This is a genomic window from Solitalea longa (assembly GCF_002920915.1).
Lineage (GTDB): Bacteria > Bacteroidota > Bacteroidia > Sphingobacteriales > Sphingobacteriaceae > Solitalea > Solitalea longa.
The window spans coordinates 380,405-397,740 of the sequence record NZ_PQVF01000002.1 but is presented as its reverse complement, the minus strand read 5'-3'; the positions used below and the strand labels follow the sequence as shown (position 1 = coordinate 397,740).

Below are 17,336 nucleotides of genomic sequence, written 5' to 3'. Positions count from 1 at the left end.
TATCACTTGTACATTGAAAAACTGATTTATGTCAAGTTTTTAGCGATCGAATTCATTTAATTTCGACCGCTGGAAAGACTTGATATAAAACATATTACGGGAAGAGTTGTGCAGATGAATCGGAAAAACATAGTAATCATATTACTTGCAATGGTGGTTATCGGTTCCTACATGTTTATTAACATTGGGAATTTTAAAGAGAATAGTCGATCGACATCATTGTCCCTAAAGCAAATAAATACCTTAAAAGAAATTAACTACCAGTTTTTGTCTACAGCCTTTTTTGTCCGAGAATCCATTATTAGGAACGATTATACGGTGAAAGAGAAAGTAAATGGGCTTCATGGTTCGATAGAAAACAAATTAATTTTTTTAAAAAATACGCTGGAGGGAGAAGGAAAAACACTTGATACCATCTCGGACCTATTTCAAAAAAGAAAAAAATTACAACTTGATCTGCTGGCTAAACCGGCAAAAGGATTACAGAAAGAATTTCTACGGCAAACCGATATAAACACGATAGAATTTTATCACGTCACCAATGCGCTGCTTAGCAGAAGGGAAAAACTGGAACACCAAAAATCACAAGAGATCCACTTTTACTATACATTATTCCTTGCTGTTTTAGCCTTTATTTCTGCAATTATTTTTGTTAATAAGTCTGTTTTACTTTCTCGTACCCAGAAACAATTAAAGCAAACGCGTGTAAACGAAAAGCAGTATTTAGAATTCGTTGAAAACCTGGCTGACGCGGTAGTCGCCACAGATATAAATCGATACATTACGTTCGCCAGTTCCAAGTTTTCCACAATGTTTGGCTACACTACACAAGAATTGATTGGTAAAAATATCATTGAATTGGGGTCCTCAGATTCCATTCAAGAAATGAAGGCACACAAACATAAATTAAAAACTTCTCAAGTGCCCGTAGTGTCCGAAGTGCTATTTATTTCTAAAAATGAAAAAATGGTATGGGTAGAATTAAAATCAACAAAAATAGACCCCGATCGAAGAGAAAGAGGCTTTTTGCATACAGTAAAGGATATTACAGAATCGAGAAGTATAAAAGAAGAATTGAAAGCATCTGAAAAGGAACGTAAAAAAACCTTGAATTTACTATTAGATATCTTTCAAAACCTGGAATCCACCATAGTTTATGTGAAAGATCTAAAAGGAACCTATCTGCTTGCTAGCCCATCAGCTAAAAAGTTCTTTGGAATGGACCCTGTCGGAAAAAATAACTACGACTTTTTTTCTCAGTTGAAATCCAAACACTTCGAAACATTAGATAATGAGGTCATTAACTCAAGAAAAATTTTAAAGTTCGAATATATCAATGAGGAGAACATTCAGCCTGCTCATTTTCTGATGGTAAGGTTTCCTCTTTTTGATTCAACCGGAGAAATATATGGTGTCGGTGTTATTGCCAATGATATTACGGAAGAGGTACACAGACGGGAGGAGCTTATAGCAGCCAAAGAAACCGCCGAATACTCCGAAAGAATGCAGGAACAGTTTTTGGCGAACATGAGTCATGAAATTCGTACGCCATTAAATGGTATCTCAGGTATGAATCGCCTTTTGCTGGAAACGCATTTAACCGAACAACAGCGCGACTTTGCCAATTCTATAAAAACGTCGGCAACTAACTTATTGGATATTATCAATGGCCTTCTTGACCTTTCTAAAATTAAGGCAGGAAAAATGACTTTTGAGACTATTGACTTTGATGTTTTCGAGATATTGGATCACCTTAATCGAAGTTTTCAACTAAACTTAAAACAAGGTATTCAGTTAGAGTTAAACATTGATGCATCATTACCTAAAGTTTTGCTGGGAGATCCACTGCAACTGCGCCAGGTTCTGGTCAATTTAATTGGCAATGCAATAAAATTTACAGCTGAAGGTAAAATCGTAGTTACTATTACCTCTGAAAAGAATGCTAATGGAATTTTGTTAAAGGGTTCGGTTGCTGATTCAGGTATCGGTATTTCAGAAGACAAGATCACAGAAATTTTTAAGCCGTTTGTGCAAGCCGAAGCCGAAATTACCCGCCAATATGGAGGGACGGGTCTTGGATTGTCAATCACTAAACAATTACTCGAATTACAAGGTGGAACTATAGATGTAAGTAGTGAACTCGAGAAAGGATCAACCTTTAGTTTTACACTTCCCTTGGGTTTAGGTGATGAAACAAAAGTTGTTACTAAAACAAAGGAAGAAACGATTTCTTCATCTTCATTTAAGGGGAGGAAGTTCTTATTGGTAGAAGATCAGGAGGTTAATCAAAAACTTATTTTCAATCTGATTAAAAAAACAGGAGGCCAAATTGTTATCGCTCAAAATGGTAAAGAAGCTGTTCATATTCTTGAGACCAATGATAAGTTCGATTTAATATTCATGGATCTCCATATGCCAGAAATGGATGGTGTTACAGCTACTTCATACATACGTAAAACATTAAAACTGAAGATTCCAATTCTTGCTATGACTGCCTCGGCCATGAAAGGAGAGCGAGAGTATTGTTTATTTAATGGGATGGATGAATACCTTTCGAAACCATTTGAATTTGCAGTTTTTTATAAAAAGATCAATGAATTACTGGGTGCCAATTTGGAGCTTACAGCTACAGCTTCTGAAATACCAACAGATTTGTATGATTTAGGACAGTTAGCTGAACTGGATGATATGGAATATCTGGCTGAGATAATCCAAACCTACAATGAAACAGTCCCAGTGATTTTAAGCCAAATTGAGGAAGCTATTCATTTAAATAATTGGGATGATGTACGTTTTCATGCTCATAAAGCTAAAAGTCCGGTAGGCTTATTTCAAGCAAGCTCATTACACGGATTGCTTCAAAACTTAGAAAAATCTGCCCTTGAAAAAGTTGATACTGATAAATGCCTGGGCTGGATACAAGAAGCAATACGAATTAATCAACAGATAGAATTGCAGTTGACCGCCGATTTGCAATGCATTCAATCTCAACTAAATAGAACGGCCTTATAATAACAAAAAGAATAATATTTCATGAAAGGGAAGCTGTTATTACAATTAGTGTTTTTTAATATATTTTTTCAGGGTATTGTTTTTATTCCAAATCAGGTTAAGGCCCAAGAGTTATCAGCAGATAGTTTGTTCACCTTGGCGAAGCAATCGGCTTTTGCTCAAAAAAAATATCCGCAAGCCATAGCGCATTCCAAACAAGCCTTGAAAAAAAATCCGGATTACCTGGATATCCAGATCTTTATGGGGAGGATTTATTCATGGACAAATAAATTAGATAGTGCTCGAATTGTGTTTGACGATGTTTTGAAAAAAGACCCTCAAAACAAAGAAGCCTTATTCGCCTATGCTTCTATGGAGTATTGGAACAATGGCTCAGAAAAAGCCTTGGCTTTATGTAATACTGCCTTGAATAACTATCCTGATGAACATGATTTTTTGTTGCTTAAGACAAGAGTGCTCACCGATTTAAAAAGATTTGAAGCGGCGAACGCCATTGCTACTCAGCTGGTGAGTCGTTACCCTAAGGATACCGAAGTCCGTTCCATAGTAGAGCGGCTAAGAGAATTTACGTCTAAAAATCAAGTGGGTGTTAACTATACTTATACCGGTTTTGATAAACAATTCGACACTCCATGGCATTTAATGAGTGTTGATTATTCACGTCAGACCAAAATAGGATCGGTGGTGCCGCGGATTACGTATGCCAATAAGTTTGGTAGAGGCGGCTTACAGTTCGAAACTGATTTTTATCCGCATATTTCAGAAAGGTTTTATGCGTATGTAAATGCCGGTTATTCAAATGATGTGGGCATATTCCCTAAATACAGAGGCGGTTTTTCTCTTTTTGCCAACCTTCCTTACAGCATAGAAGCTTCGGTTGGCTTTAGGTATATGTATTTTAGTAATTCTACCTTGATGTATACAGGCTCTATTGGTAAATATTACAAAAGTTACCTGTTTACCTTTCGTACATATCTTACACCCGGAGAATCTAAATTATCACAATCTTATTCGGCCAATATCCGGTATTATTATAGAGGATCCGATTATTTCAGTTTAGGCATCGGAAGCGGGATAAGTCCTGATGAAACTAACTATATTTTGTATCGAAATAATACCCAATTGTATTCTTTTAAACTTAATGGGGGATATATCTATTCCTTAAATAAGTTTAACCAATTATCACTTGATTTTGGGTGGATAAATCAGGAGTACCTGCCCGGAGTTAAGGGAAATCAATACGATATCGGTATTGGCTTTAAACATAAGTTTTAGGTTGAAATCAGTCAAAAAGTGGCGAGAGCCATAATTGAATTCATTCGAATTCCATTGCCTCTTGTTAACAATAATCCTTTATAGGACTTCAGTTTAATAATACTGGCCGAATTGAGAGTACTGATACCATCGGGCAGTTAAATACTAACCAAATAAAAAAGCTTTCAATAGCAGTAAAACACTTCACTTAATTCAACCCTTATTTCTTTGTTGGAAAATAAGCATTATAGATAGAGTCTGGCAACAACTTGGCTCCGTTAATAACCCGATTATTGCGCATTTTAAATTGATTAAAACCCGATTTTAATTGACTTGTTATATGCTGATTTTCCACTTCTACTTCATTCATATCTGGAAGAACCTTGAACAATGTATTCTTGTTTAAATGATAGTCACCTGCTACAAAATCATAGAGGGTATTTTTAGTAAACATTATTGGATAGGCATGATTATTTCGTTGTTGTCGGGTTGTATCCAGTCCTTTTCCTATCCAGCTCACCAACGACGGTTTTTTAATTGAATAATTCTCAGCTAAGAACGCCAATAAACTTGGCGTAATATCAAAGTGCGTTGATACCGCATCGAACTTCGCACTGCGTTTTAACAAAGGAGAATAGATGATCAGCGGCACATGAAAGCGATCAATAGTTGTGCTTTGTGGTATTTCAGACATACGGTGGTCACCAGTAATCAGAAATATGGTATTGTTAAAGTCGGCACGTTTGGCATAACCTTCAAAAAATCCCTTGATGGCATCATCGGTGTAGAGTATGCTGGTATACTGTGCTTTATAGTTGCGGTGTTCCTTTTTACTTTTCTCGTCAAACTGCAACTCCGTTAAGCGTTGTTCGAAACGCTGGTTATAAGTCTCCTGTTCATTGATCAAAAACGGACTGTGTGAAGATATGGTCAGCAAAACACTTAACTGTGGTTTAGTCGTTTCTTTTTTGGTATTCAGATATAACCGGTAAAGCTCCTTGTCATTATATCCCCATGAAAAACCTTCACTATTTTTGGGCAGCCAGGTATAGCCTTCGGGAAAGGTTCCCATGTCGTGAATCTCATCTATATTGTTTTTTCTCAAAAACGTATTCATATTATCGAAGTGAGAATAACCTCCATAATAGAAAGACGTTTGATAATCATTTAACTTCAATAAACTTAATAAGGACAGATGCTCCGGCATTTTTTCACCAGCCTCCAGAAATCCTTTTTCCAGAAACGGCAATGAGCCAAGCACTGAAGGCAGTACAGCGAACGTTCGTCCACCGGTACTTAAAAAGTTTTCCCAGTACAAGCTTTGTTTCGACAGGGAATCTATAAATGGTGTGAAATTACCCAGGTAGGCGCCCTCATTAGTATATGCACGGCCTAAACCCTCAACCAGAAGAATTACCACATTGGGTTTTTCGCTTTTGAGGTTGAAGAAAGGGGTTAAAACATCAGCTGTGCTGTCGACATGTAAAAACGGATATTGTTGCTCGTTAACATAGCTGAAGTTGTCGGGAACTTTTTTAGCATTAAGTATATCAGTTTCTTTTGCCGGTAAGAAATGAGATACCGATTCACCGATGAAATAACCGGTTTTGTTGAGTGTTAGGTTACTAATATATTCCAATTGCGGGGCATGTTTAATGCCTGAAAAACCGGAGAATAAAACTCCAAGTGATAATAGGGGAGCAACAGCAGCTACCCATCGGTTTACCTTAATTCTGGCCGAAATGGCCTGCAACAATAGCCATGCAACGAACGTCCCTGCCAGTATTGTAACGATCATTTGGATGTTGACACTTCCGGAGGCGACAAGCGTTTGCTTTATATCAATTAATGCATAACCGTACAAGTCTGCTCCCAGTGGAGAAAGGGCTGTAATGAAGTAGTTTGTGAGTATTAATTGTCCCAGGCTAAGCAGGGTAACCACAGCGATATAAAATGTTCTGGCGAGTTTTAAAGAAAGAAAACTGATAAGTGTAAATGGTAAACACATGCAAAGGGTGCCTTTAAGCCAGAAAAGCAAGTCACTGAATAGTTTTTGCGCGCCCACATCCATCATCCTTTCGGGGAATTGATGTCGAAGACCATCTAAGATAAACTCATAAGAACTTAAGCCTATAATTATCAGCAACCATGCCAATGAAATGGCCGCAAAAACACTGAAAGCAGTTGTGAGTTGTTGAATGAGTTGCTTGAAGATGGGAATCTTAGGTTCGGTTGCGGCACTTTGGCCATTGCTGTTGGCTACAAACCCTTTTCTGGTCATTTCCCCCCAGGAGTTTTTCCTTCTAATTAGATCAATATTACCTTTAAGAGCAGACCAAACTGTAAATGGATGATAAACAAAAGGCTCTGCTGCTGCTGTTCCAATTAATTTCAAAACCTCAGAAGGCTTTTTATACTGATTGAAGGTGGCTACCTCCATCAAAATGGCAAATACAGAAAAGGTAAAATTGAAAAATATGACAAAAGCAATGAGGTATACATAATACATTAGAAAATCGCCTTTAATGGCAATTATTCCGAAGGTGATCCAGCCTATTGTTTCCAGAATAGGGGCAAAATATTCATATAAAAACCAAAATGGAAGGCTAAGGAGTCCTAAAATACCATATCGATGATTAAAAAACATTCGACGGTGTGTCCAAAGTACTTCCATAGTACCCCTGGTCCAGCGATTGCGTTGCCGGCCTAAAATTTCATAAGATTCAGGAGCTTCGGTCCAGCAAAGTGGATCCGGAATATAAATTACCCGGTGAGGTAATTTTCGGTCCATCATGTATCGACGCATGCGCACGATCAACTCCATATCTTCGCCTACGGTATTATGATTATATCCTCCGCACTTGATCACAATTTCTTTATCAAAAATGCCGAAAGCACCTGATACTAGTAATAATCCGTTTATATGGCTCCATGCCATTCGACCCAATAAAAAAGCACGTATATATTCTAACGACTGTATTCTGGCCAGAAAATTACGGGGTAAATTCACTTTTTTAAGCCTGCCATTTTCAATTTCACAGCTGTTAGCTATGCGCACAGCACCACCTGAAGCGATAATGCGCTCCCCATTGCTACTTTCAAGAAAAGGTTTAATGATTTTCAACAAGGTGTCCTGTACCAAAATACAATCCACATCAATACAAAGAATATAATCGTTGCTTGATACATTAACGCCAACGTTTAATGCATCAGCCTTTCCTCCATTCTCTTTATCAACAACAATTAACTTATGGTATACAGGATTGCGACTTTTATAAATTCCTCTTACATTTTTTGCTTTTATCTTTTCCTGAACATAATGTTCAGCCTTATACAGATCATAAGTGTCAATAAGTTTTTGCAGTGAATCGTCTTTACTTCCGTCATTAATAACTACCAACTCCAGGTTGTTATAATGAATAGATAGAAGTGAACGCACGTTTTCAACAATTGTCGCTCCTTCATTATAAGCAGGTGCTAAAATGCTTACGCGAGGCGCCATATCAGACGTGGCAATAAGTCGGTAGTCGGTAACGCTTCTTTTTCTTAAATAGCTTTTAATTCCGGCAATTGAACAATAGGCAATAAAGAAATAGGAGGCAAATAAAAAGATAGCATACAATAACAAACCCCATCCTATAATATAAAGAACCCAATCAACGACAATCATGCTACCTCACTTTTTATTTGCTTAATAATGCTGCTCCAAGGGTGTAAATTTGAATAGGACAATGATTCCAAATCAATCTCATTACTTTTAAGCAACGTACGGCCCGCCGCGAGTTTTATATCATCATCACTTGCTTTAAATTCGCTTAGCAGGAACGGAATATCTTCATTGGTAACCATTTCAGTTAATGCACTTAGCACTATTAATTGATACCGTTTATTTTCCTGGTTATGATAACTCTGGATGAGTGACGATGGAGTTGATTCATTGTAAATGAACTGTAAACTCCGAACGGCTTCAATTCTTACAATTTCTTCCTTATGTTTTAAGCAGTCTGAAACTTGCTGATATAATTCGAATAACTGGTAAACCCTGGTCAGCTTTAATGCGAAAACCACCACTGAAGTATTAGAAGACAATAGCCATTTTTCTATCCCTTTTAAATGGTTTCCGGCGTGTTTAGGCAAGTCATTTAGCAAATTTATTTGCAACCATTCACTTAGGGGATAGGAGAGATTTTCTATGAATTTCAAACCTTCAAAACCGGAGAGTTTCACTATTGCCGACAGAGCCGCCCCTCTTAATGCTTCATTTTTGCTATTAATTAAAGGGTAAAGTTGGTGAAGGGCAGAAACTTGCTCCATCTCTGCTAATTCCTGGATACCTTTAACTTTATGGTGCCATCCATGTTTTTTTAATTTCGATTGGGAATAGTTATTCAAAGACAATTGTTCATACAAACTTTTCAACACATGTCCAGCAGATCCCTGAAGGTTTTTTTTGGCAATAAGTAGTTCATTAAGGATGAATTCCTTATAATAATTATGGGTCAATAATTCGGAAATCGCAGGTGGAATAGAAATGTCTGTATCAGCTAATTCATCACTTTCTAAGATCACATTACAAATAAACTCCTCGATAAAGTCTCTCTGTTGTTTTTTTCTTCGATGGTGCCAATTAACAGTTAATAAATAAAAAAAAGTGAAAGTAACCCCCAACAATAAGCATGCAAAACAAGTGAAAAATAAACCCTCTAATAAAGATAAATTTTTAAGTATTGCATATAATTCCCCTCCTCCCATTTTTCAGCTTTCGTTTTACAGCTTAGGGAGTTAACTTTATTAACCGCTTTGCTCTAATTGTCAATTCTGCAGGGCTAAATGGCTTCGTGAGGTAATCATTGGCTCCTGCCTGAAATGCCTCCACTACTATATTTTCCTGTCCCATGCTCGATAAGATAATGATGGGAATCTGCTCTTCGTATTTTTTTCTTACTTGTTGAATGACCTCCAACCCTGAAATATAAGGCATCATCATATCGGTTATAATCAAATCAGGTTTGATTTCATTTAACCTATCCAAAGCCTCTTTACCGTCTTTGGCAGTAATAACGTTAAAGCCATCTTTTTTTAGGCGAAGAGCAATGGTTGTTAACATGATCGGCTCGTCTTCCGCAACTAAAATTGTCATACAAACAAAAATTAATACGTATTCATCTTTACAGGGGAATCATCTTTGATGCAATTGATTTATATATAAAATGGTCCTCGCAGTTTCCCCCATTTTCTAATTCACTTTCGGAAATCTAATTAACAGCTTTAAGATGGGTTTTGATAAAAAAAGGTTACTACAAAATCACTACTCAAAGGGGAAGTGATTATAAATAAACCACTACAGGTAAAATAGGATTCATTTTTTAGTTTCTGAAGGAAAGTTTATTTATAGTAAGGCAGACTTCTTAATAACCCCTTTATTTCCACTGCAATAGAAAGCAGCTATTTGCATCATTGCAATTGCGATAAAAAGGTAACCAGATTTTGGTCCGTGCCGGTAAGTTTTAACTTTTTGCGTAGGCGAGTTCTGGCTATTTCTAAGGTTTTTGTAGTTTGATGTGTAATGGCCGAAATTTCCTTGGTGGTCATATTCAGTTTTAAAAAAGCACATAGCCGTCGTTCACTTGGACTGAGGTTAGGGAATCTTTCATTCAATATTGCATAAAACTCTTCATGCACCTGTTGGAAGCTGTGTTCGAACTCTTGTAATAGCTCTGGTTGAAGAGTAGAGCGCAAATCGGTTACCACCTTTTGGATGCCCGGTTGGGATTCTGTTGCAACACTCTGTTTAATTTCGAGCAGTTTTTCTGAGATGTTATCAATCAGTTCGTTTTTTTGAATCAGATATAAAATATTGGTGGTAAGTTCCTTGTCTTTGATTTCTATGTCTTTTTCCAGGTTTTTCGTTTCAAAAAGCAAGTGTGTTTGTTCAAGTTCTGATTTTCGGGCCTTATTTCGTTGTAAAAAGAAAAGTAAAGTGATAATGATCAACGATAATCCAAGCGTAACTCCCCCTAGCAAATAATAGAGGTCTTTTTCATGTTGTGTGGCCGTAAACTCCTTTTGTTTAAGATCAAACTGAAACTGCATTTCAAGTTGGGCGATTTTCCGGGTACGTTTTTCGTTAAACAAGCTATCATTGGCTTGTTGATGCAGTTTTAATGCTTGAAATGCCTCCTTAAACTTTCCTTGCTGCTTGTATAATGTATATAACAGGTCTGAGGAATAGCTTACAATTTGCAATGGGCCTGCCTTTTGGGCCATATCCACTGCCTTTTTCAAATGTAACTCTGCAGCTTGTGTATTATTGTTGTCGAAATAAAGTGTTCCTAGTCGGTAGTAGGAGGAAGCTATCCCCGCTTTATAATTAAGCTTTTTTCGGATCTCCATAGCTTCCAAATAGTTGCTAAGTGCTAAATCATATCTACCCAAATGTTGGTTGATCTGCCCCTGGTTACTTAATATTCGGGCTGTATTATCCTTATCATTTATTTGTTTACTTAGTTTCAACGCTTCCTTAAGGTAAGAGGTCGCTTTATCAAATTCAGATAGTTGCTTATAAGTTCCACCAAGATTATTAAACACCCCTGCTTTTCGAGAAATGTATGCCTCTGTTTTCGGACTTAAATAGGTAAGTGCTTTATTAAAGTTTAAAATGGCATTTTTGTAATCACCTTGCAATTGATAGATGATACCCAGGTTGTTATATGCAGTAAAAAGTTGGTTAGCATCAGGGTCTTTTTGCAAGGTTTGAATAACGGTATAACAAAGTTGTAAGGCCTTCGGAAAGTTTTCGAGTTGAAAATAAACAGTGGCTAAGTTCAGATTAGCATTGTTTAATAATGAGTCGTGCTTCAAGTCGGCAGCAAGGTGCGCAGCTTCTTCTCCGTATTCCAAAGCCTGAAGCGGTTCAGTAGATAGTAATGCCTCCGATAATTGAGCCGTTATTTTATAGCGCTCTTCATTATTACTGGTTTGATTTAGTAAAGCTTTTAAACTGTCTGAATTTATTGACTGACAATATGAATGAAGGGTCGGCGTTAGGATAAATGCCGCTAAAATGAATTTTAAAATCAATATATTCCTTTTATTGGCAAACAAATTAGTAAGCACAGTACAAAACGTTAAGTTCAGTAAACATACAAATCTTCAAATTATTTTCTGTTTGGCATTTCAGATTCAGCGGAGTGGGTATCTATTTGAGATAGGAAATCTGTCAGGCTTTGGTCTGAATCGGTCAAATTCAGTTTTTTACGAAGACGGGTGCGGGCCGTTTCAATTGACTTTACATTTTGATGGGTAATAGTTGAAATTTCTTTGGAAGTCATGTTCAACTTTAAAAATGCACATAAACGTTGTTCGCTAGGGGTAAGATCAGGAAATCGTTTATTAAGGGCAGAATAAAACTCTACGTGAACCTGCTTAAAGCGTAATTCAAAATCTTGCATTAAGTCGGGCTGCAAATTAGATTGAAGTTCGCTGAGTATTTTTTGCACCGCAGGTTTGGCAGTTTCTTCAATGTTTTGTTTAATATCGATTAACTTTCCTGAAATGGTTTCGATGAGTTCGTTTTTATTAGAAAGATGTAAAATGTTGTTTCCTAATTCCTTGTCTTTGTAAATAATGTCACTTTCGAGTTTTTGTTTTTCATGCTCCAAACTGGCTTTTTCAAACTGTAATCGTTGCGTTTTTGTACGCTGCAAATAATAAAATAGAGCTAAAATAATAATGGAAAGGGCAAGGCTAATTCCTGCCAATCCGTAATAGAGGTTTTTTACCCGCTGTTTGCTCATTATCTCTGCATGCTTATGATCAAATTCATGTTGCATTTCAAGCTGGGCAATTTTTCGGGTGTTTTGCTCATTATACAGGCTGTCACTAGTGCTTTTGTTAAGCTCAAGCGTGGCTAATGCATTTTTATAATCGCCTATTTGCTCATATATATGAAAAAGCAAGGAGGAGGCAATGCTTACGTTTTGCCAATACTTAACTTCTTTTCCTAAGGCTACGGCCTCCTTTAAATTCAATTCGGCTTTTTTGTAATTTTTAGTGCTTATGTAAAACTGCCCTAAACTTAGGTACGACTGGCTAAGCCCAAATTTGTTTTGGTCCTTTATTCTTAGTTCAAGGGCATGGGTATATTGCTTTAAGGCCGAGTCTTTCATCCCCTGGTTATTAAACAAGTTGCCTTGATTGCTTAATACATTGGCTATAAGTTCGTTGTTGTTCAGTTTCCTTGCCAGCGTAAGGGCCTCATTAAAGTACTTTGCCGATTCATTAAATCTTCCCGTCTCATTATAAACCATGCCAATATTATTGAGTACATATACCCTTCGTTCATTCTGGTAACTACTCGCAGGTTTAGTGCGGTTATATTGGTTCAGCGCTTCAAATAAGTATTTCAATGCATTGTTGTGGTCCTTCTGATAATAATACAAAATGGCCAGGTTTTCATAAGCGGAGAATAAAGCCTTCGAATCGTCCATCTTCCGGGCGCCTGTTATGGATTTGAGAAAGAGGTTAAGGGCCGTAGGATGATTACCCAAATACAAATGAGCAGTAGCTTGTTGTAAATAAGCTTGGTTTAATAATGAATCGGAATTGATCTCAGTTGCCAGTTGTTCCGATTCATAGGCATACTTTAAGGCTAAGGTTGAATTTGTTTTATAAAGCTGTTCGCATAAAAGCAACTGTAGACGAAGCTTTTCTTCAACCGATGTTGATTTGTTTAACTGTTTCGTAAGGCTGTCAACCGTTGAATTGCTTTGCGCCTTAACTGTTTGTTGAAACAAAAGAGTTAGCACTAAGATCAAAAAAACGGATAGCCGACACGCAGCTTTTGGAAAAAAGAAAGACAAGTGGCTAAGCCTGTAAATTAACATTGGATGAAAGCAATCTTACCCATAAACATACAAATCTTTATGCTGAAATTACTTAAGACAGTTCGTTAATAGGAGGTTGGCGGATGGTATGTCATCTATTATTCAATGCTATGGTAGTGAGTTATAGGCTTGTAGATAAAAAGGCTTCTATATTTCTTTAAAAGCCTTTTTTCTATTATAGCAGAGAGAAATTCGAGATCGCTTGGTTTAATGCAGCAGCTTTCATTTCCATTGAACGTGTCGGATGGTGCTTCAAAATAAAATTAACATGTTTGAAGAAGTTAATTTCTGCTTTGGTAAACATTTGGAGAACTGTTTGCACATTTTGGGAATTCAAGTAGCAGGGAATCAATGAAAAATGCCTGTCGATTTTTCTGAAAACCTTAGCAATGCTTTTTTTCATGGGCATACTAACCTATGTGTGTTTGGGCGTTTTTAAGATCAAAGCATTTAATACTGTTTGATAAAAGCATGGATTAACGTCAATTTCTCAATTTTATTTTGTCATTTTTTAGTAAAAAATCTGTGAATTATTATTTGCTTATTGATTCATTATGAGTTGAAACCAAAAAAGGAAAGATTGATATTAATCAAATAATTGAATGGTCGTTGTTTTTACGAGACTGAGGAGGTAAATTACGCAGCTTTTATAAAGGTGGGCTGTAATTGTGACTGAATTTGAAAATCAAATGATTACTCGGAGAGAGGTAGAGGGGTTGTTTCATGCTAATTATAAAAATTTATGCTTGATCGCTGTGCGTTATTTGCATGACATTGATCTGGCGAAAGATATTGTTCAAGAGTTTTTTGTGCATTTATTAAGTAAGCATGAACAAATTCAGTTGAAGGGTTCGTTTGAGGCCTATGCTGTCCGTTCTGTTAAATACCTCTGCATTTCCCATCTAAGAAGTCAAAAATATACTAATACAAATTATCAGGTAGAAGAATTACCTGACATAGCGTTTGATCCCTACGGGTTAATTGAGGATGAAAACGAACGATCTGAAATTGTTTTCAAGTTGAATCTTGCTTTACAAAAACTACCTTCAGAAAGGCTCAAAATATTTTTAATGAGTAATCTTGAAGGACTCAGCTATGCTGAAATCGCTGAGAAAAATGAGATTTCGATTAATACCGTAAAAACTCAAATTAAAAGATCATACGCTGCTCTTCGTGCAGAACTTTCGGAAATTTCCCTCGTTAGCCTAATGTTATTTTTCAAAAAGAATAGTTAAGAAAATTTCTTTCTTTTTTTTCTTAAAAATTTGTCACCCTTTTTTGTGCCCCTTACGACTTATGGTCGTATGAATGAAAATCAAGGCAATTTCAAGCGCAAAAAAAGAATACATGATATCTTAGATGAGAGATCTTCTGAGGAGCAATTATTTCCTATCAGTGATTCAGTGATTTTAGATCGGGAAAAAAAGTTGCTTAATGAATCTGGTTTGCATCTTCAATATGCCGATGAAATTGATGAAAACGCTGACTGGGAGCAAGTTTTAAGAAAATCTAGATCGTTTTCGGTCATTGACTTAAGGCAATACTTGAAATATGCGGCCCTTTTAGCTACCCCTCTTTTAATCGCAGCAGTTTTCTTTTTTAAGTATAATCGTCCGGAAACTAAGGTTTCAATAGCTCAAACGTATCAGCATCAGCCAAAGAAAAAAATAACATTAATTCTTCAGGACGGCTCAAATGTTGATTTGAGGCAGGCAAAAACTGTAAAAGGTCTCTCAGGACTTGTTAATCAAAATAGCACGCTTGACTACACAAAAACCACCAATACCTCAAGTTTAGATAATCCCGTGTTTAACACCTTAGTAGTTCCTCGTGGTACAGACTATAAGTTGGTGCTCGAAGATGGGACAGAGGTTTGGGTGAATGCTGAAACCCAGATCAAGTATCAGGTTAACATGAGCAAATTCAATACCCGCGAGGTTTACTTAGAAAGTGGTGAAGCCTATTTTCAAGTAGCTAAAAACCCTGATAAACCTTTCATTGTACATAAAGGAGATATGAATGTTCAGGTATTGGGTACTTCGTTTAACGTTAATGCCTATTCCAACAAGTTCCAAACCACATTAGTTGAGGGAAAGGTGAAGGTTAACTTCGCTGGTGCTAAACAAAAATTAGTGCTTATCCCCGGCCAACAAGCCAATTTTGAAAGATCAACCGGAAATTTTGAGAAACAGGATGTAGACGTTTATCCTTTTGTCGCTTGGAAAGAGGGCGTAGTTGTTTTTCAAACGATGGAAATGTCGGAGTTGATGGAGCAGATCGGACGTTTGTATGATTATGAAATTATATTCAAAGACGAAGCACTAAAACAACTGCATTGCACCGGTCGGGCCGACAAATCAGAATCAATAGATAATATTCTTGATATAATCCAGGGAACATCAAACCTGAAATTCACTATTCAAGGAAGGAGCATTATTGTGGAGAGATCAGCTAAAACATAGAAATTAAAACGGGCAGTGTGGCAACCATTGCCGAAGAGGTAGGTAATCATAAATTTTAGTTCAGCTTTTAAGAAATCGATGGGCCTTATTTTCATTTTCAGGTACTGATAAATAAGGAACAACATTAAATGTAAATCAATATGAATCGATCAGTTAAGTATATATTATATAGTACAATACTTGGAACTTTATTGTTAAGTGCTTGTGGTAAAGAAAAGGGTATTGAGCCAAACAAGCCCGATACGCCTTCATTGGGGTTTAAGATCGACTCCGTTTTAACCGTAACGGAAATGCCTGCGGCCGAAATGGAGAGGATACGTTTAGGTGTACAGTTTCCACATACAGATTTTGAACCCACGGGATTTTATTTGCCTCCTAACGGAACCGTAAAGCTGAATGTTAAACAAGTTACCGGAACTAATTTGCCCAAGCTAATGATTGGCACTTATTCAAGGTATTTGGCATCAGGTATATACGGTGGTGGATCATCTGACATTCCTGAAGTTCAGTTGAAAGAAGGGGAGAACATAATTTCAGATACCAAAGGCAATGGCGGTTTATTATACATTCGATATTCGAGCTTTGCCCCTAATTCAACGGCAAAAGTTTCGTTTATCAGCGGTTTTAAACCGGTTCCATTCTATGTTAAGGGTAAAACTACTCATGCCGAATGGTTGAAGATGCTGAGTACGCTTAATAATGTTCCTGATGTACAGCTGGTTGGCGGAAGCGTAATTGTTGTTTCCTCTTTAGCTAAAGCAATTGAATATAAAAACGAAGATCAGGATGCGGTATTGACCAAATTAGATCAAATGCGTCAGCTGGAAAATGCCATTTCCGGATTAGACGGTTCTTCTCCAGAAAATGAGCCAAGTCCTTTGCGCATTTTGATGACACAGCATGACGATCCTAATGCCTTCATGTATGCTTTTCTCTATAGAACGGCTTTTGCTGCAGCTGAAATGGATAAGATCCTTACTGTAAAAGGAGTTGGAACCGATGGCTGGGGCCCTTGGCATGAAATAGGTCATTTGCATCAGCAGCATGCCTGGAGATGGAGTGCCTTAGGCGAAGTAACTGTAAATATTTATAGTTTAGCTGTTCAGCGTTCGTTCACTCCCGGTGAAAATCGTTTAGTCGCTGAAAAATCATGGAACTTAGCCGCTACTTATTTGGCCTTGCCTGAGGCGGATAAAGACTTCAACGCTTATACCAATGGCAAAGATGCTTTGGGAAATGATATTTATGTAGCTAAATCACCATTAAAAGATGTTTTTGCACGCTTGTGCATGTTTGAGCAATTGCGCAAAGCCTATGGCGATAAGTTTTATCCAGACCTGCATAAATGGTTTCGTAAATACAAAGTGGGAATGAGGGACGACGATGATCGCATTAAGTACTTTATGATGGCCGCATGTAAAGTATCAGGGAAAGATTTAACCGATTTCTTTAAAAAGTGGGGACTAAAATGTTCAACCCCTTCCAGAACGGATGATGCTTATAGAGTTATAACTGAGTTGTACCTTCCTAAAGCTGATGATATAACAACATTAAGAGATTAATGCTTTCGGCGGTATAAACAATAAAAATATTCTTGATATAATTCAAGGAACATCAAACTTGAAATTCACTATTAAAGGAAGGAGAATTATTGTAAAAAAAATCCACTAAATAAACAAAAACGGGCAATGTTGCAACCATCGCCCGTAGAGGTAAGTTTTCA

The 17,336-nt window shown here is 37.0% G+C and carries 10 protein-coding genes; 5 read left to right on the top strand and 5 right to left on the bottom strand.

From position 1 onward, the window contains the following. Positions 1-114 precede the first annotated feature (114 nt). Both C3K47_RS04230 and C3K47_RS04225 read left to right on the top strand, forming a co-directional pair. On the top strand, positions 115-3,012 hold the full coding sequence (locus tag C3K47_RS04230; RefSeq protein WP_103787866.1) for a hybrid sensor histidine kinase/response regulator: 2,898 nt from the start codon (positions 115-117) through the stop codon (positions 3,010-3,012). A gap of 21 nt (positions 3,013-3,033) precedes the next feature. Next, the gene (locus C3K47_RS04225) at positions 3,034-4,287 is read left to right on the top strand and encodes a YaiO family outer membrane beta-barrel protein (RefSeq protein WP_103787865.1); all 1,254 of its coding nucleotides are present in this window, start codon (positions 3,034-3,036) and stop codon (positions 4,285-4,287) included. A 199-nt stretch (positions 4,288-4,486) separates the two neighbouring features. Here the strand turns inward: C3K47_RS04225 and C3K47_RS19445 are convergent, their stop codons facing one another. The 5 genes from C3K47_RS19445 to C3K47_RS04200 all read right to left on the bottom strand — a co-directional run bounded on the left by C3K47_RS19445 (position 4,487) and on the right by C3K47_RS04200 (position 13,061). Beyond that, on the bottom strand, positions 4,487-7,936 hold the full coding sequence (locus C3K47_RS19445; RefSeq protein ID WP_165784626.1) for a sulfatase-like hydrolase/transferase: 3,450 nt from the start codon (positions 7,934-7,936) through the stop codon (positions 4,487-4,489). After that, on the bottom strand, positions 7,933-8,835 hold the full coding sequence (locus C3K47_RS04215) for a HEAT repeat domain-containing protein (RefSeq protein ID WP_133159328.1): 903 nt from the start codon (positions 8,833-8,835) through the stop codon (positions 7,933-7,935). The genes C3K47_RS19445 and C3K47_RS04215 overlap by 4 nt, the downstream gene beginning before the upstream one ends. A gap of 205 nt (positions 8,836-9,040) precedes the next feature. After that, positions 9,041-9,406 carry a response regulator transcription factor gene (locus C3K47_RS04210; protein ID WP_103787863.1) on the bottom strand — a complete coding sequence of 122 codons (366 nt, stop codon included), beginning with the start codon at positions 9,404-9,406 and terminating at the stop codon, positions 9,041-9,043. A gap of 314 nt (positions 9,407-9,720) precedes the next feature. Next, positions 9,721-11,382, bottom strand: coding sequence for a tetratricopeptide repeat protein (locus C3K47_RS04205; protein WP_103787862.1), 1,662 nt, complete (start codon positions 11,380-11,382; stop codon positions 9,721-9,723). Positions 11,383-11,423: 41 nt separating this feature from the next. Beyond that, a complete protein-coding gene (locus tag C3K47_RS04200; RefSeq protein WP_165784625.1) occupies positions 11,424-13,061 on the bottom strand; it encodes a tetratricopeptide repeat protein in 1,638 nt (545 codons plus the stop codon). 758 nt (positions 13,062-13,819) lie between these two features. Here C3K47_RS04200 and C3K47_RS04190 point away from each other — a divergent pair. The 3 genes from C3K47_RS04190 to C3K47_RS04180 all read left to right on the top strand — a co-directional run bounded on the left by C3K47_RS04190 (position 13,820) and on the right by C3K47_RS04180 (position 17,175). Beyond that, on the top strand, positions 13,820-14,386 hold the full coding sequence (locus tag C3K47_RS04190) for an RNA polymerase sigma factor (protein WP_133159327.1): 567 nt from the start codon (positions 13,820-13,822) through the stop codon (positions 14,384-14,386). Between the two features lie 69 nt (positions 14,387-14,455). Next, the gene (locus C3K47_RS04185) at positions 14,456-15,613 is read left to right on the top strand and encodes a FecR family protein (protein WP_103787858.1); all 1,158 of its coding nucleotides are present in this window, start codon (positions 14,456-14,458) and stop codon (positions 15,611-15,613) included. Positions 15,614-15,753: 140 nt separating this feature from the next. Further along, a complete protein-coding gene (locus C3K47_RS04180) occupies positions 15,754-17,175 on the top strand; it encodes a M60 family metallopeptidase (RefSeq protein ID WP_103787857.1) in 1,422 nt (473 codons plus the stop codon). Positions 17,176-17,336: the final 161 nt, after the last annotated feature.

Bases quoted from the DNA above. Each gene is read 5' to 3' on its own strand.
- C3K47_RS04230 (WP_103787866.1), top strand. From the start codon at position 115: ATGAATCGGAAAAACATAGTAATCATATTACTTGCAATGGTGGTTATC.
- C3K47_RS04225 (WP_103787865.1), top strand. From the start codon at position 3,034: ATGAAAGGGAAGCTGTTATTACAATTAGTGTTTTTTAATATATTTTTT.
- C3K47_RS19445 (WP_165784626.1), bottom strand. From the start codon at position 7,936: ATGATTGTCGTTGATTGGGTTCTTTATATTATAGGATGGGGTTTGTTA.
- C3K47_RS04210 (WP_103787863.1), bottom strand. From the start codon at position 9,406: ATGACAATTTTAGTTGCGGAAGACGAGCCGATCATGTTAACAACCATT.
- C3K47_RS04185 (WP_103787858.1), top strand. From the start codon at position 14,456: ATGAATGAAAATCAAGGCAATTTCAAGCGCAAAAAAAGAATACATGAT.
- C3K47_RS04180 (WP_103787857.1), top strand. From the start codon at position 15,754: ATGAATCGATCAGTTAAGTATATATTATATAGTACAATACTTGGAACT.